We start from the raw sequence: 24,494 nt of genomic DNA, 5'->3' as shown, positions 1-24,494 counted from the left end.
CGGGCGGCCACCGACGACGAGCCCATCGCCATCGTCGGCATGAGCTGCCGCTACCCCGGCGGCATCGGCACCCCGGAACAGCTGTGGGACCTCGTCGCCGCGGGCGGCGACGCCATCACCGAGTTCCCCGTCGACCGCGGCTGGGACGCCGAGGGCCTCTACGACCCCGACCCCGACCGGCCCGGCCGCACCTACTCCACGCGCGGCGGCTTCCTCCACGACGTCGCCGACTTCGACGCCTCCTTCTTCGGCATCTCCCCGCGCGAGGCCATCGCGATGGACCCGCAGCAGCGCCTGCTGCTGGAGACCGCCTGGGAGGCCATGGAGCGCTCCGGCATCGACCCCGCCACCCTGCGCGGCAGCAGCACCGGCACCTTCATCGGCGCCAGCTACCAGGACTACAGCAGCCCGGCGTCCCCCGAGGGCAACGAGGGCCACCTGATCACCGGCACCATCTCCAGCGTCCTGTCCGGCCGGCTGTCCTACACCTTCGGCTTCGAGGGCCCGGCCGTCACCCTCGACACCGCCTGCTCCTCCTCCCTCGTCGCCCTGCACCTGGCCTGCCAGTCGCTGCGCAACGGCGAGAGCACCCTCGCGCTGGCCGGCGGCGTCAGCGTCATGGCCACCCCCAGCGCCTTCGTCGGCTTCAGCCGCCAGCGCGCCATGGCCGCCGACGGCCGCTGCAAGGCCTACGCGGAGGCGGCCGACGGCATGAGCCTCGCCGAGGGCGTCGGCCTCGTCCTCGTCGAGCGGCTCTCCGACGCCCGCAAGAACGGCCACCAGGTCCTGGCCGTCATCCGGGGCTCGGCCGTCAACCAGGACGGCGCCTCCAACGGCCTGACCGCGCCCAACGGCCCGTCCCAGCAGCGCGTCATCGCCCAGGCCCTGGCCAACGCGGGCGTGTCCGCCGCCGACGTCGACGTCGTCGACGGGCACGGCACCGGCACCAAGCTCGGCGACCCCATCGAGGCCCAGGCGCTGCTGGCCACCTACGGCCACGACCGCCCGGCCGACCGGCCCCTGCTGCTCGGCTCCGTGAAGTCCAACATCGGCCACACCCAGATGGCGTCCGGCGTCGCCAGCGTCATCAAGATGGTCATGGCCATGCGCCACGGCACCGTCCCCCGCACCCTCCACATCGACCGGCCCTCCACCCACGTCGACTGGACCTCGGGCGGCATCCAGCTGCTCACCGAGGAGCGGGAGTGGCCCACGACCGGCCGCCCGCGCCGCGCCGGCGTCTCCTCCTTCGGCCTCAGCGGCACCAACGTCCACACCGTCCTCGAACTGCCCGTCGAGGACGAGCCGCAGGAGCCGGCCGAGGTAGCCGAGGCCGGTCCCACGACCGTGCCGCTGGTGCTCTCCGGCCGTACGGAGGAGGGCCTGCGCGCCCAGGCCGGGCGCCTGCTGTCCCACCTGGACGAGCAGCCCGCCCTGCCGCTCGCCGACCTCGCCCACGCGCTCGCCACCGCACGGACCGCCCTCGACCACCGCGCCGCGATCGTCGCCGACGACCGCGACACGCTCCACCGGGCCCTGACCGCCCTCCGGGACGGCACGCCCGACGGCGCCCTGCTCACCGGCCGGTCCGGGCGCGGCCGCCTCGCGTTCCTCTTCACCGGCCAGGGCAGCCAGCGCCCCGGCACCGGACGCGAGCTCCACGACCGCCACCCGGTCTTCGCCGAGGCCCTCGACGCCGTCCTCGCCCGCTTCGACCTCGAACTCGACCGGCCCCTGCGCGACGTCCTGTTCGCCGAACCGGGCACCGACGAGGCCGCCCTGCTGGACGACACGGCCTACACCCAGCCCGCCCTCTTCGCCCTCGAAGTCGCCCTCTTCCGGCTGCTGGAGTCCTGGGGCCTGCGCCCCGACTACCTCGCCGGGCACTCCATCGGCGAACTCGCCGCCGCCCACGTCGCGGGCGTGCTCTCCCTGGAGGACGCCTGCACGCTCGTCGCGGCACGCGGCCGGCTGATGGCCGCCCTGCCCGAGGGCGGCGCCATGTGCTCGCTCCAGGCGACCGAGGAGGAGGTGCTGCCGCTGCTCGACGGGCGGGACGACCGCGTCTCCCTCGCCGCCGTCAACACCCCCGCCTCCGTCGTCGTCGCCGGCGACGACGACGCGGTCCGCGCGATCGAGGAGCACTTCGCGGGCCTCGGCCGCAGGACCAAGCGCCTGCGCGTCAGCCACGCCTTCCACTCGCCCCGCATGGACGCGATGCTGGACGACTTCACGCGCGTCGCGGCCGGACTCGACTTCCAGCCGCCCGCCATCCCCCTCGTCTCCACCGTCACCGGCGAACTCCTCACCGCCGACGAGGCCGCCTCGCCCGCCTACTGGGCCGGGCAGGTCCGCCGCACCGTGCGCTTCGCCGACGCCGTACGCCGCCTCGACGCCGCGGGAGTGACCGCCCACCTCGAACTCGGCCCCGACGGCATCCTCTCCGGCGCCGTCCGCGAGACCCTCGACGCCGGCTCGCCCCCCCTCGCCGTGCCCGCGCTGCGCCGCGACCACGCCGAGACCCACGCCCTGACCACGGCCCTCGCCCGGCTCCACGTCCACGGCGTACGCCCCGACTGGGCGGCCGTCCTCGACACCCCCGCCCGGCGCGTCGACCTGCCCACCTACGCCTTCCAGCGGCAGCGCTACTGGCCCGACACCACCGCCCTGCCGGCCGTCCCCGCCCCGGCGGGCACGCCCGACGCGGTGGACGCCGAGTTCTGGTCGGCCGTCGAGCGCGCCGACCTGACGGCCCTGGGCTCCTCCCTGGAGCTCGACGACGCCACCCTCACCGCCGTCGTGCCCGCCCTGTCCTCCTGGCGCCGCAAGCGCCGCGAGCACTCCACGGCCGACGGCCTGCGCTACCGCGTCACCTGGAAGCCCCTCACCAAGGCCCCCACGACACACCCGACGGGCACCTGGCTGCTGCTCACCCCCGGCGACACGCCCGACGCCGCCATGTCCGACGCCGACCGGGCCTGGGCCGACACGCTCGCCAACGGCCTCGGCGCCGGGACCGTACGCGTCGACATCACCAGCCCCGACCGCGCCGAGCTCGCCGAACACCTGCGTGAACTCACCGCCGACGGCACGGAGTTCACCGGCGTCCTGTCCCTGCTCGCCCTCGCCCCCGGCGGACTCGCCGGGCTGCCGCTCACCGCGACCGCCGTCCAGGCGCTCGGCGACGCCCGGATCGACGCCCCCCTGTGGTGCGCCACCCGCGCCGCCGTCGCCGTCACCCGCACCGAACCCGCGGGCGACCCCGCGCAGGCCGCCCTCTGGGGCCTCGGCCGCATCGTCGCCCTCGAACACCCGGAGCGCTGGGGCGGCCTCGTCGACCTGCCCGAAACCCTCGACGACGCCACGCTGCGCCGCCTGGCGGGCGTCCTGTCCGGCGCCGGGCACGAGGACCAGCTCGCCGTACGCCCCACCGCCACCTACGCCCGCCGCCTGGCACACCACCCCCTCGGCGACACCACCGCCCCCCGCCCCTACACCCCCACCGGCACCGTCCTGGTCACCGGCGGCACCGGAGCGCTGGGCGGCCACGTCGCCCGCATGCTCGCCGAAGCGGGCGCGCCCCACCTGCTGCTCGTCAGCCGCCGGGGCGCCGACGCGCCCGGCGCCGAGGACCTGCGGGCCGAACTGGCCGCGCTGGGCGCCGAGGTCACCCTCGCCGCCTGCGACACGGCCGACCGCGACGCCCTCGCCGCGCTGCTCGCGGACGTCCCGGCCGAGCACCCGCTCACGGCGGTGTTCCACACCGCCGGAGTGGTCGACGACGGCGTCGTCGACACGCTCACCACCGAGAAGTTCACGGCCGTCCTGGGCCCCAAGGCCACCGCCGCGGTCCACCTCCACGAGCTCACCCGCGAGATGGACCTGACCGCCTTCGTCCTGTTCTCCTCCACCGCCGGCACCCTCGGCGCGGCCGGACAGGGCAACTACGCCGCCGCCAACGCCCACCTCGACGCCCTCGCCGCCGCCCGCCGCGCCCAGGGCCTGCCCGCGACCTCCATCGCCTGGGGCCCCTGGGCCGGAACCGGCATGGCAGGCGACGGAACACTCGCCGACGGCCGCGTCCGGCGCGGCGGCTTCACCCCCATGGCACCCGCCACCGCCCTCACCGCCCTGCGACACGCCGTCGAACACGACGACACCAACGTGACCGTCGCGGACATCGACTGGGACCGCTACGCCGCGGCCTTCCGCCACAGCACCCTCATCGGCGACCTCCCCGAGCTCCGGGCCGCCACCGTCGTGACCGCCGCGCCCCAGGGCACCGCGCTCCTCGCGGGCGGCCCGGGCGAGGAGGACCTGCGGCAACGCCTCGCCGCACTCGCCGAGTCCGCGCGCCCCCGGTTCGTCCTGGACCTGCTGCGCGGCCACGTCGCCGCCGTCCTCGGCCACGCCGGAGCCGACAGCATCCCCGCCGACCAGGCCTTCGCCGACCTCGGCTTCGACTCCCTGACCATCGTCGAACTGCGCAACGCCCTGTCGGCCACCACCGGGCTGCGCCTGCCCGCCACCCTCGTCTACGACTACCCCACCCCGCAGGAACTGGCCGGGTTCCTCCTCACCGAGCTCCTCGGCGACCTCCCCGAAGGGGACGGGGGCGGCGCGCTCCCGGCCGTACGGGCCGCCGTCGACGACGATCCCGTAGTCATCGTCGGCATGAACTGCCGTTTCCCCGGCGGGATCGCCTCCCCCGAGGACCTGTGGCGGCTCCTGTCCGGCGGCGAGGACGCCATCTCCGGCTTCCCGGCCGACCGCGGCTGGGACCTGGAGCGCCTGGCCCAGGGCGGCTCCGCCACCCTCGAAGGCGGCTTCCTGGAGGGCGTCGGCCTCTTCGACGCCGCGTTCTTCGGCATCTCGCCGCGCGAGGCCCTCGCCATGGACCCGCAGCAGCGCCTGCTGCTGGAGACCACCTGGGAGGCCTTCGAACGCGCGGGCATCGACCCGACGTCCCTGCGCGGCAGCCGGACCGGCGTGTTCGTCGGCACCAACGGCCAGGACTACGTCAACCTGCTGCGCGCCGGCACCGCCGACGTCCGCGGCCACGTCGCCACCGGCAACACCGCCAGCGTCATGTCCGGCCGCCTCTCCTACGCCCTCGGCCTGGAGGGCCCGGCCGTCACCGTCGACACCGCCTGCTCCTCCTCGCTCGTCGCCCTCCACATGGCCGCGAACTCGCTGCGCTCGGGCGAGTCGACGCTGGCCCTGGCCGGCGGCGTGTCGGTGATGTCCAGCCCGGACGCCTTCGCCGAGTTCACCGCGCAGGGCGGGCTCGCCCCCGACGGCCGCTGCAAGGCCTTCTCCGACGCGGCCGACGGCACCAGCTGGTCCGAGGGCGTGGGCGTCCTCGTCCTGGAGCGGCTCTCCGACGCCCGCCGCAACGGGCACGACGTCCTCGCGGTCGTCAGCGGCAGCGCCGTCAACCAGGACGGCGCCTCCAACGGCCTGACCGCCCCCAACGGCCGCGCCCAGCAGCGCGTCATCCGCCAGGCCCTCACCGACGGCGGCCTCGCCCCGGCCGACGTCGACGCCGTGGAGGCCCACGGCACCGGCACCACCCTCGGCGACCCCATCGAGGCGCACGCCCTCATCGCCGCCTACGGCCGGGACCGCCGGCCCGGACAGCCGCTGCTGCTCGGCGCCGTCAAGTCCAACCTGGGCCACACCCAGGCGGCGGCCGGCGTCGCGGGCGTCATCAAGATGGTCCTGGCGATGAGCCACGGCGAACTGCCGCGCACACTGCACGTCAACGCCCCGTCCTCGCACGTCGACTGGTCGGACGGGACCGTGTCGCTGGTGACCGAGCACCGGGCCTGGCCGGAGACCGGCCGCCCGCGCCGGGCGGGCGTGTCCGCCTTCGGCGTCAGCGGCACCAACGCCCACGTCATCGTCGAGCAGGCACCGGACGAGCCCGTGGCTCAGGAGCCGTCGGCGGAGCGGGCTCCCGGCCTCGTGCCGTGGGTGGTCTCGGCCCGCTCCGAGGCCGCGCTGGCCGCGCAGACCGAGCGGATCGCCGCCCTCGCCGGAACGGGCCGGGACGCGACGGACATCGGCTTCTCCCTGGCCACGGGCCGGGCGGCCCTCACCCACCGCGCGGTGCTGCTCGCCGACGGCGAGGGCGCCCGGGAGGTCGCGCGCGGCGCCGCCGGGGACGTGGCGGGCAAGCAGGCGTTCCTCTTCTCGGGCCAGGGCTCGCAGCGCGCGGGCATGGGCCGGGAGCTGTACGAGCGGTTCCCCGTCTTCGCCGAGGCGCTGGACGAGGTGGCGGCGTACTTCGACCGCGAGCTGGAACGGCCGCTGCGGGACGTCATGTTCGGCGACGACGCCGACGTGCTGAACGAGACCGGCTTCACCCAGCCCGCGCTCTTCGCGCTCGAAGTGGCGTTGTTCCGGCTGGTGGAGTCGTGGGGAGTGCGGCCGGACTTCGTCGCCGGTCATTCGATCGGTGAGATCACCGCCGCGCACGTCGCGGGTGTGTTCTCCCTTCAGGACGCGTGTGCCCTCGTGGCGGCGCGTGCGCGGTTGATGAGCGCGCTGCCTTCCGGTGGTGCGATGGTCGCCGTGCAGGCGTCCGAGGACGAGGTCGTGGGGCGGCTGGTCGAGGGCGTCTCGATCGCCGCTGTCAACGGCCCCGACGCCGTCGTCATCGCCGGTGAGGAAACGGCCGTTCTGCGGATCGCCGAGGGCCTCGCCGCCGAGGGCCGCAAGACCCAGCGGCTCTCCGTCAGCCACGCCTTCCACTCGCCGCTCATGGACCCCATGCTGGAGGACTTCCGCCGGGTCGCGGCGGGCCTGTCGTACCGGGCACCGAGCGTTCCCGTCGTGTCCAACGTGACCGGTGGGATCGCGGCGGCGGAGCTGCTGTGCACCGCCGACTACTGGGTGCGGCACGTCCGGGAGACCGTCCGCTTCGCCGACGGCGTCCGTACGCTCGCCGCCGAAGGCACGACGGCCTTCCTGGAGCTCGGCCCCGACGGTGTGCTCACCGCCCTCGCCCAGCACAGCCTCGACGGCACCGGGTCCGTGGTCGCCGCGTCCGCCCTGCGCAAGGACCGCCCCGAGGAGACCGCTCTCCTCACCGCCCTGTCCCGGCTGTACGTGGCCGGGGTCCCCCTGGACTGGGCGGCCTGGTTCGCGGGCACGGGCGCCCGCCGGACGCCGCTGCCGACGTACGCCTTCCAGCGCCAGTGGTACTGGCCGGAGCGCGCGACGGCCGCCGGCCACGGCGAGGCGGGCGACCGGGATCCGGTGGACGCCGCCTTCTGGTCGGCCGTGGAGCGCGAGGACCTCTCGTCGCTGTCGGCCGAGCTGGAGCTGGACGACGCCGCGCTGTCGGCCCTCGTACCGGCCCTGTCGTCCTGGCGCCGCAAGCGCGCCGAGCGGTCGGCCGCCGACGGCCTGCGGTACCGCGTGACCTGGCGCCCGCTGGCGGTCCCGGGCGTGAGCACCCTGACCGGCACCTGGCTGGCACTGGTCCCGGCGGGCCACGCCGACGACCCGTACGTCTCCGCGCTGGCGGACGCGCTCGGCGAGAACGCCGTACGCGTCGAGGCGGGAACGGACGAACACGCGGCCCTGGCCGAGCGCCTCGGCGGGCTCGCCGCGGAAGGCGTCACCGGTGTCGTCTCCCTGCTCACGACGACCACGCCCGACGAACTCCTGCGCGTCCTCGCGGACGCCGGCATCGACGCGCCCCTGTGGTGCGTCACCCGGGGCGCCGTCGCGACCGGCCGCTCCGAGGCGGTCGCCGACGACGCCGGGGCCGCCGTGTGGGGCCTCGGCCGGGTCATGGGCCTGGAGCACCCCGAGCGCTGGGGCGGCATCGTCGACGTCGCCGACGTCCTCGACCGGCGCGGCGCGGACCGCTTCCGCGCCGCCCTGGCGGGCACAGGCGGCGAGGACCAGCTGGCGCTGCGCTCCTCCGGCCTCCTCGGCCGGCGGCTCGTGCGCGTCGCTGCCCACACCGCGTCCGACGCGTGGCGGCCCTCGGGCACGGCGCTGGTCACCGGCGGCCCGGCCGGCTTCGGCGGCCACACCGCCCGCTGGCTCGCCGAGCGCGGGGCCCGGCACGTGCTGCTCGTCGGCGCCACGGCACCGGACGCCTCCGCCGAGGCGGCACTGGAGGCCGAACTCGCCGGGCTGGGCGCCGGGCTGACGGTCGCGACCGGCTCCCTCGCCGACGGCGGGACCCTGGCGGCGGCACTCGCCTCGGTCCCCGCCGGCCGGCCGCTGACCACCGTCGTCCACACGGGCCGGGACACCGGACCCGACCCGGACCCGGCCGCGTACCTCGCCGCGCTCCGCGCCGACGTCGCGGGCCTGGAGACCGCCGTCGAGGCGGCCGCCGGAGACGACGCGGCGAACGTGGCGTTCGTCCTCTTCGCCTCCATCGCCGGCGTCTGGGGCGTCAGCGGCCAGGGCGCCGGAGCCGCCGCGAGCGCCTTCCTCGACACCGTGGCCCACCGCCGCCGGGCGAGCGGTCTGCACGGCCTGTCGGTGTCCTGGGGCGCCTGGGCCGACACCACCCCGGACGGCCTGGCCGCCCACCTGCGCGCCAACGGCCTGCCCGCCATGGACCCGGGCCGCGCGCTCGCCGCGCTCGCCCTGTCCGTGGACGGCGAGGACGTCGCGGTGACGGTCGCCGACGTGGCCTGGGACCGGTTCGCCCCGGTCTTCGGCCGCACCCGGCCCACCGCCCTCTTCACCGAACTGCCCGAGGCCCGCGAGGCCCTGACGGAGCCCAAGGACGGCGCGCAGGACGCCGCGACCGCCCTGCGCGCCGAACTGGCCGCCCTCGCCGAGGGCGACCGGGCCGAGGCGCTGCTCTCCCTGGTCCGCGCCGAGGTCGCCGCGGTGCTCGGCTTCGCCGACCCGGCGGACGTACCCTCCGCGCAGGCCTTCCGCGACCTGGGCTTCGACTCGCTGACCGCCGTCGACCTCCGCAACCAGCTCGCCACGGCCACCGGGCTCACCCTGCCCGCCACCCTGGTCTTCGACTACCCGACGGCCGACGCCCTCGCCGCCCACCTGCTCGCCGAACTCCTCGGCGGGCACGACGAGGACGAGCGCCGCGCCGCCGTGCCGGCCGCGTCCGCCGGCGCCGACGACCCGATCGTCATCGTCGGCATGAGCTGCCGCTACCCGGGCGGGGTCCGCTCGCCCGAGGACCTGTGGGAGCTCGTCGCCGGGGAGGTGGACGCCATCGGCGGCTTCCCCGACGACCGGGGCTGGGACCTGGACCGCATGCTCCACGGCGACCGGGACGGCCGGGGCCGCAGCGTCACCCGCGAGGGAGGCTTCCTCTACGACGTCGCGGACTTCGACCCCGGCTTCTTCGGCATCTCGCCGCGCGAGGCCATGGTCATGGACCCGCAGCAGCGCATCGTGCTGGAGGCCGCCTGGGAGGCCCTGGAGCGCACCGGCATCGACCCGGCCGCCCTGCGCGGCGGCGACACCGGCGTCTTCATCGGCGGCGGCACCGGCGACTACCGCCCCGAGGCGGGCCAGCTCGGCCACGCGCAGACCGCCCAGTCGGCCAGCCTGCTCTCCGGCCGGCTGTCCTACACCTTCGGCCTGGAGGGCCCGTCGGTCAGCGTCGACACGGCCTGCTCCTCGTCCCTGGTCGCGCTGCACCTGGCCGCCCAGTCGCTGCGCAACGGCGAGTGCCCGCTCGCCCTCGCGGGCGGTGTGACGGTCATGTCCACCCCGGTGAACTTCATCGAGTTCGGCGAGATGGGCGCCCTGTCGGCCGACGGCCGCTGCCGCGCCTTCGCGGCGTCCGCCGGCGGCACCGGCTGGTCGGAGGGCGTGGGCGTCCTCGTCCTGGAGCGGCTCTCCGACGCCCGCCGCAACGGCCACGAGGTACTGGCCGTCCTGCGCGGCTCGGCCATCAACCAGGACGGCGCCTCCAACGGCCTGACCGCCCCCAACGGCCCCTCCCAGCGCCGCGTCATCCGCCGTGCCCTGGCGAACGCCGGGCTGACGGCCGCCGACGTGGACGCGGTGGAGGCCCACGGCACGGGCACCACCCTCGGCGACCCGATCGAGGCCCAGGCGCTGCTCGCGACCTACGGCCAGGACCGGCCGGAGGAGCGGCCCCTGCTGCTCGGCTCGGTGAAGTCCAACCTCGGCCACACCCAGGCCGCCGCCGGTGTCGCGGGCGTCATCAAGATGGTCATGGCCATGCGCCACGGCGTCCTGCCCCGGACCCTGCACATCGACGAGCCGTCCACCCACGTGGACTGGTCGGCCGGCGCGGTCGAGCTGCTCGCCGAGCGCGCCGACTGGCCGGAGACGGGCCGCGTACGCCGGGCCGGCATCTCGGCCTTCGGCGCCAGCGGCACCAACTCGCACGTCATCATCGAACAGCCGGAGCCGACCGGCCAGGCCGCGACCGGTGCGCCCGAGGACGGGCCGGTCCTGCTGCCCGTACCCGTCTCGGCGGCGGCACCCGAGGCCCTCAAGGCCCAGGCCGCCCGTCTGGGCGCCCATCTGACGGCCCGCCCGGAGCTGACCGTCGCCGACCTGGCCCGGGCCCTGGCGACGACCCGGTCGTCCTTCGAGCACCGGGCCACGGTCCTGGCCGCGAGCCGCGACGAGCTGCTGGAGGGCCTGACGGCCCTCGCCGACGGCCAGGACGGCCCGCGCGTCGTCCGGGGCCGCACGGCGGGCCGCGCCGGAAAGCTCGCGTTCCTCTTCTCCGGCCAGGGCTCGCAGCGCGCGGGCATGGGCCGGGAGCTGTACGAGCGGTTCCCCGTCTTCGCCGAGGCGCTGGACGCGGTGACCGCCCACTTCGACGCCGAACTGGACCGGCCGCTGCGCGACGTGATGTTCGACGGGGACGGCGACGCGCTGAACGACACGGGCTTCACCCAGCCCGCGCTCTTCGCCCTCGAAGTGGCGCTGTTCCGGCTGGTGGAGTCCTGGGGCATCCGCCCCGACCTCGTCGCCGGCCACTCCATCGGTGAGATCGCCGCCGCGCACATCGCGGGCGTCTTCTCCCTTCAGGACGCGTGTTCCCTCGTCGCGGCCCGCGCCCGGTTGATGAACGCGCTGCCCACCGGCGGTGCCATGGTCGCGGTCCAGGCGACCGAGGCCGAGGTCACCGCGCACCTGACCGGGGTCGACGGAGTGTCCGTCGCCGCCGTCAACGGGCCGCGGGCGGTCGTCCTGTCGGGCGACGAGGCCGCCGTGCTCGCCGTCGCGGAGCAGTTCGCCGCCGACGGCCGCAAGACTAGGCGTTTGCTGGTCAGCCATGCGTTTCACTCCCTGCACATGGACGCCGTACTCGAGGACTTCCGACGGGCCGCCCGCCGCGTGACGTACGCGGCGCCGGCGCTCCCGCTCGTGTCCTGCCTCACCGGCGACCTGGCGACCGGCGAAGAGCTGTGCTCGCCCGAGTACTGGGTGCGGCACGTCCGCGAGGCCGTACGGTTCGGCGACGGCGTCGGCGCCCTGACCGGGCGCGGCGTCACCCGCTTCCTGGAGATCGGCCCCGACGGTGTGCTCTGCGCCATGGCCCAGGACACCCTGGACGCCGCGTCGGCCGAGGCGCTGACCGTACCGGCGCTGCGCAAGGGCCGCGACGAGGAGACGTCCCTGCTCACCGCCCTGGCCCGGCTCCACGCCGACGGCACGGCCCCGCGCTGGACGTCCGTCCTCGGCGCGGGCGACCCGGCCCGGCGCGTGGACCTGCCCACCTACCCCTTCCAGCACCAGCGGTTCTGGCCCGATCACCGGCCCGCGGACGTTGTCGCTCCCGCCCGGGGCGAGGACGAGGCGTTCTGGACCGCCGTGCGCGGCGAGGACTTCGCGGCGCTGGAGTCGGAGCTGGACGTCGACGGCGACGCCCTCGCCAAGGTCCTGCCCGCGCTCGCCGACTGGCGCCGCCGCCGGACCGAACGGTCCACCGTGGACGGCTGGCGCCAGCGCGTCGTCTGGAAGCCCCTGACCGCCACCGCGCCCTCCGGCCGCCCGGCCGGCACCTGGCTCGCCGTCGTACCCGCCGGACGGGCCGACGAGCCGTGGGCCGCCGGCGTCCTCGCCCGCCTCGGCGACGGGGCCGTACGCCTGGACGTCACCGGCGCCGACCGGGACTCCCTGGCCGCGCTGCTGAAGGAACAGGCCGCCGACGGACGCGAGTTCACCGGAGTCCTCTCCCTGCTCGCCCTCGCCGCCGCGGGCGACACCGATGGCGTCCCCGAGGGCACCCTGCTCACCGCCGCCCTCGTCCAGGCACTCGGCGACGCCGGGATCGACGCGCCCCTGTGGTGCGTCACCCGCGGCGCGGTCGCCGTCTCGCCCGCCGAGCCGGTACCGGGCCTCGCCCAGGCCGGCGTCTGGGGCCTGGGACGGGTCGCCGCACTGGAGCACCCGCGCCGCTGGGGCGGCCTGATCGACCTGCCGGAGACCCTCGACGAGCGGTCCGCGGACCGGTTCGCCGCACTCCTCGCCGGCTCCGGCGGCGAGGACCAGCTCGCCGTCCGGCCCTCCGCCGTCTTCGGCCGCCGGCTCGTGCCCGTACCGGCCGACGGGCCCGTACGGGAATGGCAGCCCACCGGCACCGTCCTGATCACCGGCGGCACCGGCGCCCTCGGCGCCCACGTGGCACGCGGCCTCGCCGAAGCGGGCGCGCACCATCTGCTGCTCGTCAGCCGCCGGGGCGCCGAAGCGCCCGGCGCCGAGGACCTGCGGGCCGAACTGGCCGCCCTGGGCGCCGAGGTCACCCTCGCCGCCTGCGACACGGCCGACCGCGCCGCGCTCGCCGCGCTGCTCGCGGACGTCCCGGACAGCGCCCCGCTGACCGGCGTCGTCCACGCGGCGGGCGTCCTCGACGACGGCGTCATCGACGGCCTGACCCCCGAGCGGTTCGCGGCCGTCCACCGCGCCAAGGCCGCCTCGGCCCTGGCCCTCCACGACCTGACCCGGGACCTCGGGCTCACGGTGTTCGCCCTGTTCTCCTCGGCGTCCGCCACCGTCGGCAACCCCGGCCAGGCCAACTACGCCGCCGCCAACGCCCTCCTCGACGCCCTCGCCGAGCGGCGCCGTGCCGAGGGCCTGGCCGCCACCTCCATCTCCTGGGGCGCCTGGGCCGGCGGCGGCATGGCCGCCGACGCCCGCGCGACCGCCGCCGCCCAGCGCACCGGCATCCGGCCGCTGGACCCGCGCCTCGCGGTCGCCGCGCTGCGCCGGGCGGTCATGGAGAACGGGCCGACGGAGGTCGTCGCCGACGTCGAACCCGCCCGGTTCGTACGGGCCTTCACCGCCGTACGGCCCAGCCCCCTCCTCGCGGAGCTCGCCCCCGCCGGCGACCCGGCCCCGGCCGGGACCGGCGGCGACGCCACCGCACCGGGGGCGGACGGCGCCGCCCTGCGCGAGAAGCTCGCGGGCCGGAGCACGGCACAGCGCACCGAGACCGTCCTGAACGTCGTACGGACCCGGGCCGCCGCCGTCCTCGGCCACACCGACGCCGACGCCGTCGGCCCCGACCGGGCCTTCAGGGACCTCGGCTTCGACTCCCTCGCCGCCGTCGAACTGCGCAACCAGCTCACGGCCGCGACCGGGCTGACCCTGGCCGCCACGCTCGTCTTCGACCACCCCACCCCCGTCGACCTGGCCGCCCACATTCTGCGCGAGCTGCTGCCCGACGCCGGCCACGGCGACGGCACGACGGACGGCGGGACCGACGACGGCCTCGACCAGGCCGGCATCCGGGCCCTGCTCGCCTCCGTCTCCGTGGCCCAGCTGCGCGAGATCGGCGTGCTGGAACCCCTGCTGAGGCTCGCCGCCACCACGGCCGCGGCCGACGACGGCACCACCGGGGCGACGGAACCGGACGGCTACGCGGAATCGATCGACGAGATGGACGTCGACGCCCTCGTCCGGGCGGCGCTGGACGGCACCCCGGGCACCCCCGGCACCACTGGCTCCAACGACGACGACACGCCGGACTCACGGACCGAAGGCTGAGAGAGCGGAACATGACCACGCCCAGCGAAAAAGTAGTCGAAGCTCTCCGGGCCTCCCTCAAGGAGACCGAGCACCTGCGCCGCCAGAACCGCGCCCTGGTGGCCGCCGCCAACGAGCCCGTCGCCATCGTCGCGATGAGCTGCCGCTACCCCGGCGGCGTGCGTTCCCCGGAGGATCTCTGGGACCTCGTGGCCGCCGGTGGGGACGCCATCTCCGGCTTCCCCACCGACCGGGGCTGGGACCTGGCGGCCCTGCGCGACGCCGGCGTCGACAAGCGCGGCAACAGCGTCAGCCAGGAGGGCGGGTTCCTCGACAGCGCGGCCGACTTCGACGCCGACTTCTTCGGCATCTCACCGCGCGAGGCCGTCACCATGGACCCCCAGCAGCGCCTGCTGCTGGAGACGTCCTGGGAGGCGATCGAGCGCGCCGGCATCGACCCGGCCACGCTGCGCGGCAGCCGCACCGGCGTGTTCGTCGGCACCAACGGCCAGGACTACGCCTACCTCCTCGTACGGTCCCTCGCCGACGCCACCGGCGACATCGGCACCGGCATCGCCGCCAGCGCCACCTCCGGACGGCTCTCCTACACCCTCGGCCTCGAAGGACCGGCGGTCACCGTCGACACGGCCTGCTCCTCCTCCCTCGTGGCCCTGCACTCCGCCGTCCACGCCCTCCGGGCCGGCGAGTGCTCACTCGCCCTCGTCGGTGGCGTCAACGTCATGTCGTCACCGGGCTCCCTGATGGAGTTCAGCCGCCAGGGCGGCCTCGCCGCCGACGGCCGCTGCAAGGCCTACGCGGACACCGCCGACGGCACCGGCTGGTCCGAGGGCGTCGGCATGCTCCTCGTCGAACGCCTCTCCGACGCCCGCCGCAACGGTCACCCGGTGCTGGCGGTCGTCCGGGGCTCGGCCGTCAACCAGGACGGCGCCTCCAACGGCTTCACCGCCCCCAGCGGCCCCGCCCAGCAGCGCGTCATCCGCCAGGCGCTGGCCGCCGCCGGACTCAACGCCGCGGACGTCGACGCCGTGGAGGGCCACGGCACGGGCACCCCGCTCGGCGACCCCATCGAGGCCCAGGCCCTCCTCGCCACCTACGGCCAGGGCCGGGACACCGGACGGCCGCTGCTCCTGGGCTCGGTGAAGTCCAACATCGGCCACGCGCAGGCGGCCGCCGGCGTCGCCGGAGTCATCAAGATGGTCATGGCCATGCGCCGGGGCGTGCTGCCGCGCACCCTCCACGCGGAACGGCCCTCGACACACGTGGATTGGGCTGTGGGAGCGGTGGAACTCCTCAAGGACGCGAGGCCCTGGCCCGAGGCCGACAGGCCGTGGCGCGCGGGCGTGTCCTCCTTCGGCATCAGCGGGACGAACGCGCACGTGATCCTGGAACAGGCCACCGAGCCGGAGCCGGTCGGGGCCGAGCCCGCCGGGGCACCGGAGGCACCCGTGGTCCGGCCCGGTGTGGTGCCCTGGCCGGTGTCCGCCAAGTCCGAGGAGGCGCTGGCCGCCCAGCTGGAGCGGGTGGCCGCCCTGGCCGGGACCGCCACGCCCGTGGACGTCGGCCACTCGCTCGCCACGGGCCGGTCGGCCTTCGACCACCGCGCGGTCCTCCTGGCCGGCCCGGACGGCTCGCTGTCCGAGGCCGCGCGCGGCCGCGCGGCCGTCGGCGGCCGCCCCCTGGCGGTGCTCTTCACCGGCCAGGGATCGCAACGGGTGGGCATGGGCCGCGAACTGTACGCCCGCTTCCCCGTCTTCGCCGAGGCCCTGGACGCCGTGGCGGCCCGCCTCGACGGCGAACTGGAGCGCCCGCTGCGGGAGGTCATGTTCGACGGCGACGCGGCCGTGCTGGACGGGACCGGTTTCGCCCAGCCCGCGCTCTTCGCACTCGAAGTGGCCCTCTACCGGCTGATCGAGTCCTGGGGAGTGCGCCCCGACTACGTCACGGGCCACTCGATCGGTGAGGTCGCGGCCGCGCACGTCGCGGGCGTGCTGTCCCTCGACGACGCGTGCGCGCTGGTGGCGGCCCGGGCCCGGCTGATGGGCGCGCTGCCCGCCGGCGGGGCGATGGTCGCCGTCCAGGCGTCCGAGGACGAGGTCGCGGCGCGCCTGGTCGACGGCGTGTCCATCGCGGCCGTCAACGGCCCGGACGCCGTCGTCATCGCGGGCGACGAGACAGCGGTGCCCCGCATCGCCGAGAAGTTCGCCGCCGAGGGCCGCAAGACCCAGCGGCTGTCGGTGAGCCACGCCTTCCACTCGCCGCTCATGGACCCCATGCTGGAGGACTTCCGGCAGGCCCTGGCCGGGCTGTCCTTCCAGCCGCCGCGCATCCCGGTCGTGTCGAACGTGACGGGCCGGATCGCGACGGCGGAACTGCTGTGCACGCCCGAGTACTGGGTCCGGCACGTCCGCGAGACCGTCCGCTTTGCAGACGGCGTCCGGACGCTGGCGGCCGAAGGCGCCACCGCTTTCCTGGAACTCGGCCCCGACGGCGTGCTGACGGCCATGGCCCAGCACAGCCTCGACGACACCGGTATCAGCACCCCGGTCGCCCTCACCGCCCTGCGCCGGAACCGGGCGGAGGAGCGCTCCCTGCTCACCGCGCTCGCCCGGCTGCATGTGGCGGGAGTCGCGGTGGACTGGGCCACGTGGTTCGACGGCACGGGCGCCCGCCGCGTGGACGTCCCCACGTACGCCTTCCAGCACCGGCGGTTCTGGCCCAAGCCCGCCGCCGTCGCCGGCGACGTGTCCGCCGCCGGCCTCACCCCCGCCGGCCACCCGCTGCTCGGCGCGGCCGTGTCCCTGGCCGGCCTCGACGGCGTGCTGTTCACCAGCAGGCTCACCGCCCGCACCCACCCCTGGCTCGCCGACGGCACCGCTTTCCCGGCCGCCGCGTACGTGGAGCTCGCCATCCGCGCGGGCGACCAGGTCGGCTACGGCCGCGTCGACGAACTCACCCTGACCGAACCGCTCGCCCTGGACGACGAGCACGCCGTCCTCCTCCAGGTCTGGGTCGGCGCCCCCGACCCGGCGGGCGCCCGGAAGGTGTCCGTCTACTCCCAGCTCGCCGACGCCCCCGACCAGACCTGGACGGAGCACGCGCACGGCGTCCTGAGCCCCGGCGAGCGCGTCGCGGACTTCGGCACCGACGAGTGGCCGCCGCGCGACGCCACCAACGTCGACACCGACGTCCTGGCGGGGTACTACGACAAGGCCGGATGCGCCCCCGCCCTCCGGACCGTCCGCGCGATCTGGACGCGGGACGCCGACATCTTCGTGGAAGCCGCCCTCCCCGCCGACGTCACGGACGACGCCGGGGCGTTCGGGCTCCACCCCGCGCTGCTGACCGCCGTCACCCAGGCCCTCGCGATCACGGCCCCGGACGGCAGCCGGGCCGACGAGCTCGTTCCGCTGCTGTGGTCCGGGGTGTCCCTGCACGCCGGGGGCGCGTCGGCGGTACGGATACGCGTCACCCGGACCGCCGAGGACACCGCCTCCGTGGCCGTCACCGACACCGAGGGGGCGCCGGTCCTGTCGGCGAGCACGCTGGTGCTGCACGACCGGGCCGGGACCGTGGACCGCAGGGGCGGCGCCACGGAGCACGGATCCCTGCTGCGGCTGGACTGGGTCCCGGCACCGGAGGAGCGGTCGGAGCACCGGGAGATCAGCCGCGCGACGCTGGGCGCCGGGACGGCCGCCGAGGCCCTGGCCGCCGTACCGGACGGGACGGAGCTGGTGCTCGCCCCGCTGGGGGCGGGCGAAGCGACCGACGTGCCCGGCGCCGTGCACGAGCTGACGGCCCGGGCGCTCGGCCTGGTGGGGGAGTGGCTGGCGGCGGAGCGGTTCGCGGACGCACGACTGGTGTTCGTGACGCGGGGCGCGACGGCCGGGGACGATCTCGCGGCCGCCGCCGTGTGGGGCCTGGTGCGCTCGGCACAGACCGAACACCCGGACCGCTTGGCCCTGATCGACCTCGATGCCGACGCTGATCTTGTTTCCGTACTGCCCCAGCTGCCGGGGCTGCTGGCGGCAGGCGACGCCCAGTTCGTCGTGCGTGACGGCGCGGTGCGGGTGGGCCGCCTGGCCCGCGTCGCCGTCCCGGAGCCGGACGCTCCGGCAGCGGTACGCACATGGGACACGGCGGGCACGGTGCTGATCACCGGTGGCACGGGTGGCCTGGGCGGCCTGCTGGCCCGGCATTTGGTGGTCGAGCGCGGTGTGCGGCACCTGTTGCTGGCGAGCCGTCGTGGCCCGGCGGCGCCGGGGGCGACGGAACTGGTCGACGAACTGGCCGCCCTCGGCGCGGAAGTGACCGTCGAGGCGTGCGACACGGCGGACCGGGATGCCGTCGAGCGCCTGCTGGCCGGGATCCCGGCTGATCGTCCGCTGACCGCCGTGGTCCACACGGCCGGTGTCCTCGACGACGGTGTCATCACTTCCCTCACCCCGGACCGGCTCTCGGCCGTCATCCGCCCGAAGGCCGACGCGGCCTGGCACCTCCACGAGCTCACCAAGGGCCTCGACCTGGCCGCGTTCGTCCTCTTCTCGTCGGTCTCCGGCGTGATGGGCGGCGCCGGACAGGCCAACTACGCGGCGGGCAACGTTTTCCTGGACGCCCTCGCCCACCACCGCCGTCTTCTCGGTCTTCCCGCCCAGTCCCTCGCGTGGGGCGCGTGGGCGCAGTCGAGCGGTATGACGGGCGCGCTGTCGCAGGCCGACATGCAGCGCATCGCGGCCTCCGGAGTGCCCCCGCTGACGGTCGAACAGGGCCTGGCGCTGTTCGACGCCGCCGTCGGCCTCGACGAGCCGTACGTCGTCCCGATCGGCCCCGCCCGCCGCGACGGGCGCGCCCCGGGCGTCGTACCCCCGCTGCTGCGCGGCCTGGTCCGAGGCGGCCGGCGAACGGCCGCGACGGCGGCGGGCGGCGCCGGTACGGCGGCCGCCCTCAGCCTCCGGCTGTCCGGGCTGGGGGAGGCGGACGCGCTCCGCTCGATGACCGACCTCGTACGGACCGAGGCGGCCGCCGTCCTCGGGCACACCTCGGCACGGCAGGTCGAGGCGGGCCGGGAGTTCCGCGAGCTCGGCTTCGACTCCCTGACGGCGGTGGAGCTCCGCAACCGGCTCACCACCGCCACCGGCCTGCGGCTCACCGCGACCCTGATCTTCGACTACCCCACCCCGGCCACCCTCGCCAGCCACCTCATGGCCGAGCTGCTCGACCAGCACGAGGACAGCGGCGCCGGCATCCCTGCCACGGCCCCCGCCGTCGCCGACGACCCCATCGCCATCGTCGGCATGGCCTGCCGGATGCCCGGAGGCGTCCGGTCGCCCGAGGACCTGTGGCGGATGCTCGCCGAAGGCCGCGACGGCATCGCCGGCTTCCCCACCGACCGTGGCTGGGACCTCAAGGCGCTCTTCGGCACGGACCCGGAGAACCGGGGCGGCAGCGCGACCCGGCGCGGCGGATTCCTCCAGGACGTCGCCGACTTCGACGCCGGGTTCTTCGGCATCTCGCCGCGCGAGGCCCTGGCCATGGACCCGCAGCAGCGGCTGCTGCTGGAGACGTCCTGGGAGGCGTTCGAACGGGCCGGTATCGACGCGACGGCCCTGCGCGGCAGCCGGACGGGCGTCTTCGTCGGCACCACGGGCCAGGACTACGCCACGCTCGTCATGAACTCCCGCGAGGACGTCGAGGGCCACGCCAGCACAGGCCTCGCCACCAGCGTCATCTCCGGCCGGATCTCGTACACCTTCGGGCTGGAGGGCCCGGCGGTGACGGTCGACACGGCCTGCTCGTCGTCGCTCGTCGCTCTCCACCTCGCCGCCCAGTCCCTCCGCAGCGGCGAGAGCTCCCTCGCCCTCGCCGGCGGTGTGACGGTCCTGTCGACGCCGATGACCTTCTCGGGCTTCAGCCGCCAGGGCGGCCTGGCGACGGACGGCTACTGCAAGGCGTTCGCGGACGCGGCCGACGGCACTGGCTGGTCCGAGGGCGCGGGCGTGCTGGTGCTGGAGCGGCTGTCGGACGCGAAGCGTCTCGGTCACCGGGTGCTGGCCGTGGTGCGGGGTTCGGCGGTGAACCAGGACGGCGCGTCGAACGGTCTGACGGCGCCGAACGGTCCGTCGCAGCAGCGGGTGATCCGCCAGGCGCTGGCGAGCGCCGGCCTGTCGGCGACTGATGTGGACGCGGTGGAGGCGCACGGTACGGGTACGACGCTGGGTGACCCGATCGAGGCGCAGGCGTTGCTGGCGACGTACGGTCGTGAGCGGGACGCGGACCGGCCGTTGTGGCTGGGTTCGGTGAAGTCCAACATCGGCCACACGCAGGCCGCCGCCGGTGTCGCCGGGATCATCAAGATGGTCATGTCGATGCGGCACGGTGTCCTGCCGAAGAGCCTGCACATCGACGAGCCGTCGTCGCATGTGGACTGGTCGGCGGGTGCGGTGGAGCTGCTGACGGAGGCGCGGGCGTGGCCGGAGGTGGGGCGTCCGTGGCGTGCGGGTGTGTCGTCGTTCGGCCTCAGCGGCACGAACGCGCACATCATCGTCGAGCAGGCTCCCGAGTCCGTTGCCGAGCGTGATGCTTCGCCGGGTGGCCCGGTGCCGTGGGTGGTGTCGGCCAAGTCGGAGGAGGCGCTGGCGGAGCAGCTGCAGCGCCTGACGTCCTCAGCGGCCGACGATGCCGTTGACGTCGGTTTTTCGCTGGCAACGGGAAGGGCGGTCCTCGACCACCGCGCGGTCCTGCTGGCAGGGGACGAGGTGGCTCGCGGGGTCGCCGCGGACCGGTCCCTGGCGTTCCTGTTCTCGGGTCAGGGGTCGCAGCGGCTGGGGATGGGGCGGGAGTTGTACGCCCGGTTCCCGGTGTTCGCGGGGGCGCTGGACGAGGTGGTGGCTCGTTTCGACGGGTTGCGTGAGGTGATGTTCGGTGAGGATGCCGAGGCGCTGAACGGGACGGGTTTCACTCAGCCGGCGCTTTTCGCACTTGAAGTGGCGTTGTTCCGGCTGGTGGAGTCGTGGGGAGTGCGGCCGGACTTCGTGGCGGGGCATTCGATCGGTGAGATCGCTGCCGCGCACGTCGCCGGTGTGTTCTCTCTTGAGGACGCGTGTTCCCTCGTCGCGGCGCGGGCCCGCTTGATGAACGCGCTGCCTTCCGGTGGTGCGATGGTGGCTGTGCAGGCGTCCGAGGACGAGGTCACTCCTCGTCTCACCGCCGGTGTCTCGATCGCTGCCGTCAATGGCCCGGACGCTGTCGTCGTCGCGGGTGAGGAGTCGGCTGTTCTGCGGATCGCGGAGGGCCTGGCGGCCGAGGGTCGTAAGACCCAGCGGCTGTCGGTGAGCCATGCGTTCCATTCGCCGCTGATGGATCCGGTGCTGGAGGACTTCCGCCGGGCCATTGAGGGGCTGTCCTTCCAGGCCCCGACTATTCCTCTTATCTCCAATGTGACGGGTGAGCTCGCTGTGGCCGAGCTCGTCGCCACCGCCGACTACTGGGTGCGGCATGTCCGCGAGGCCGTGCGTTTCGCCGACGGTGTCCGTGCGTTGAGTGAGGCGGGCGCTACCGCCTTCCTCGAGCTCGGCCCCGACGGTGTCCTCACCGCCCTCGCCCAGCACACGCTCGACGCCACCGAGGCGACTGTCTCCGTCCCGGCCCTCCGCAAGGACCGCCCCGAGGAGACCGCCCTCCTCACCGCCCTCGCCCGGCTCCATGTGTCCGGCGTCGACGTCGCGTGGGCCGAGCTGTTCGCGGGGACCGGCGCCCGGCGCGTCGATCTGCCCACGTACGCCTTCCAGCACGAGCGCTTCTGGCCCCGCCCCGCCGCACTCACCGGCGACGTCTCGTCCGTCGGCCTGGTGCCCGCACGGCATCCGCTCCTGGGCGCCGCGGTGCCGCTGGCCGACTCCGACGGGGTGCTGTTCACGAGCCGGCTCTCCCCGGAGACCACCGACTTCCCCGTATCGGCCTTCCTGGAGCTGGCCGTTCGCGTCGGCGACGAAGTGGACTGCGACCGCGTCACCTCTCTGACCGTCCACACGCCCCTGGCCCTCACCGGTGAGTCCGCGCTGGCGCTCCAGGTGTGGACGGGCGCGCCGGACGCGACAGGGGCTCGCGCCATCCGCGTCCACTCCCGCCCCCAGGACGCCCTCGACGACCCGTGGACCGAGCACGCCTCCGGCATCCTCGACTCCGGCGAGCAGATCGTGCCCTTCGACGCGTCCATCTGGCCGCCCGCCGACGCCGTCGCCGTCGACACGGGTGACGAGTCCACCACCCTCTGGACCCGTGGCGACAAGGTCTACGTCGAGGTGAAGCTGACCGGCGAGGCCGCGTCCGACGCCCCCTACTACGGCATCCACCCCGCCCTGCTGGAATCCCTCGCTCAGGCAGCGGAATTCGCGGGCCTGGACGGCGAGGAAGAGCTGTCCCCGCTGTCGTGGTCGGGGGTCTCGCTGCACGCGGCCGGCGCCTCGGCCGTACGGGCCCGCCTCACGCGGACCGCCGGGGACTCGGTGTCGGTCGCGGCGGTGGACACCACCGGCGCTCCCGTGCTGTCGGTGGAGACGCTGACGCTCCGCCCCCGGCCGGTCGCCGACGCCCCCACCGGGGCCGGCGCGGAGCAGGGCGCCTTGCTGCGCCTGGAGTGGATCCCGGTGCCCGACGCCGCCCCCCGGCAGGCGCTTCGGTCCGTGACGCTCGGCAGCGACGGGATCGCTTCCCTGACCGACGTACCGGCCGGCACCGACCTCGTCGTGGTGCCCGTCGCAGCCGTCGGCGACGAGGACGTACCCGCCGCCGTGCACCGGCTGACGGCCCACGCCCTCCAGCTCGTTCAGGACTGGCTCGCCGACAACCGGCACGCCGCTTCCCGCCTCCTCTTCGTCACCCGGGACGCCATCTCCGCCGGCGTGGCGAATACGGACGCCGTTCGTGATCCGGCGGCCGCCGCGGTGTGGGGCCTGGTGCGCTCGGCGCAGTCGGAGCACCCCGGACGGTTCGTCCTCCTCGACCTCGACCTAGACCTCGACGAGGCCGCCGACCTCGCCCCGCTGCTGCCCGCTCTGCCGGGGCTGCTGGCGGCAGGCGACGCCCAGTTCGTCGTGCGTGACGGCGCGGTGCGGGTGGGCCGCCTGGCCCGCGTCGCCGTCCCGGAGCCGGATGCTCCGGCAGCGGTACGCACATGGGACACGGCGGGCACGGTGCTGATCACCGGTGGCACGGGTGGCCTGGGCGGCGTACTGGCCCGGCACCTGGTGGTCGAGCGCGGTGTGCGGCACCTGTTGCTGGCGAGCCGCCGTGGCCCGGCGGCGCCGGGGGCTGCGGAGCTGGTCGACGAACTGGCCGCCCTGGGCGCCGAGACGACGCTCGTCGCCTGCGACACGTCCGACCGCGCCGAGGTGAAGGGCCTGCTGGCCGGGGTCCCGTCCGCCCGTCCGCTGACCGCCGTGATCCACACGGCCGGTGTCCTCGACGACGGCATCGTCACGTCCCTGACCCCGGACCGCCTCGCGACCGTCCTGCGTCCGAAGGCCGACGCCGCCTGGCACCTCCACGAGCTCACCAAGGACCTCGACCTCGCCGCCTTCGTCCTCTACTCCTCCATCTCCGGTGTGATGGGCAGCGCGGGCCAGGCCAACTACGCGGCGGGCAATGTCTTCCTGGACGCCCTCGCCCACCACCGCCGTCTTCTCGGCCTTCCCGCCCAGTCCCTGGCGTGGGGGGCGTGGGCGCAGGGGAGTGGTATGACGGGTGCGCTGTCGCAGGCCGACATGCAGCGGATCGCGGCCTCCGGAGTGCCGCCGCTGACGGTCGCGCAGGGTCTGGCGCTGTTCGACGCGGCCGTCGGCCTCGACGAGCCGTACGTCGTCCCGATCGGCCCGGCCTCCGGAGCCCGGCGGGCCCAGGGCGAGGTGCCGCCGCTGCTGCGCGGCCTGGTGAAGGGCGGCCGACGGATGGCCTCGGCTGCCGGGGACAGTGCCGCGACGGCCGCCGGGCTCGCGCGACAGTTGAGGGAAATACGGGAAGAAGAGCGCGTACGTTTCGCCGTGGAGCTCGTCAGGGCGGAGGCGGCACGAGTGCTCGGGCACGCCTCGCCCGAGGCGATCGGGGCGAAGAAGGGGTTCCAGGACCTGGGCTTCGACTCCCTGACCGCCGTCGAGCTCCGCAACCGGCTGACGGCCTCCACGGGCCTGCGGCTGCCCGCCACCTTGACCTTCGACTACCCCACCCCCGTTTCCCTGGCCGAACACCTCGTCTCGCAGCTCGTGGGCGAGGACGGCCCCGACACCTCCTCCTCCCTCCTCGCGGAGCTCGACCGCCTCGACTCCGCCCTCGCTTCCACGGAACCTGACGCTCTCACCAGGGCGGCCGTCTCCAACCGGCTGCTGACGATGCTGGAGAAGTGGCGGGGGAGCGAGGCCGAGGCCGCCGCCACCGAGGTGGCCGAGCGGATCGGCTCCGCCAGTGAGGACGAGATCTTCGACTTCATCGACAACGAGCTCGGCCGTCTGGGCGATCGCTGA

2 protein-coding genes (1 of these 2 only partly in view) are annotated in these 24,494 nt (G+C 75.3%); both read left to right on the top strand.

What is annotated here, in order from left to right:
• A protein-coding gene (locus ACFYZR_RS27290; protein ID WP_391914772.1) for a type I polyketide synthase crosses the window boundary here: on the top strand, positions 1–13,983 show its 3' end. The gene continues 14,643 nt to the left of window position 1, outside the view; only the last 13,983 of its 28,626 coding nucleotides appear in the window; its start codon lies beyond the left edge, outside the window; it ends in the stop codon at positions 13,981–13,983.
• Positions 13,980–24,494 (top strand): SDR family NAD(P)-dependent oxidoreductase, encoded by a 10,515-nt coding sequence (locus ACFYZR_RS27285; protein ID WP_391914934.1) that lies wholly within the window; start codon positions 13,980–13,982, stop codon positions 24,492–24,494. The genes ACFYZR_RS27290 and ACFYZR_RS27285 overlap by 4 nt, the downstream gene beginning before the upstream one ends.

Source organism: Streptomyces sp. NPDC001678 (assembly GCF_042892945.1).
Lineage (GTDB): Bacteria > Actinomycetota > Actinomycetes > Streptomycetales > Streptomycetaceae > Streptomyces.
This window is presented reverse-complemented; position numbering and strand designations above follow the sequence as displayed.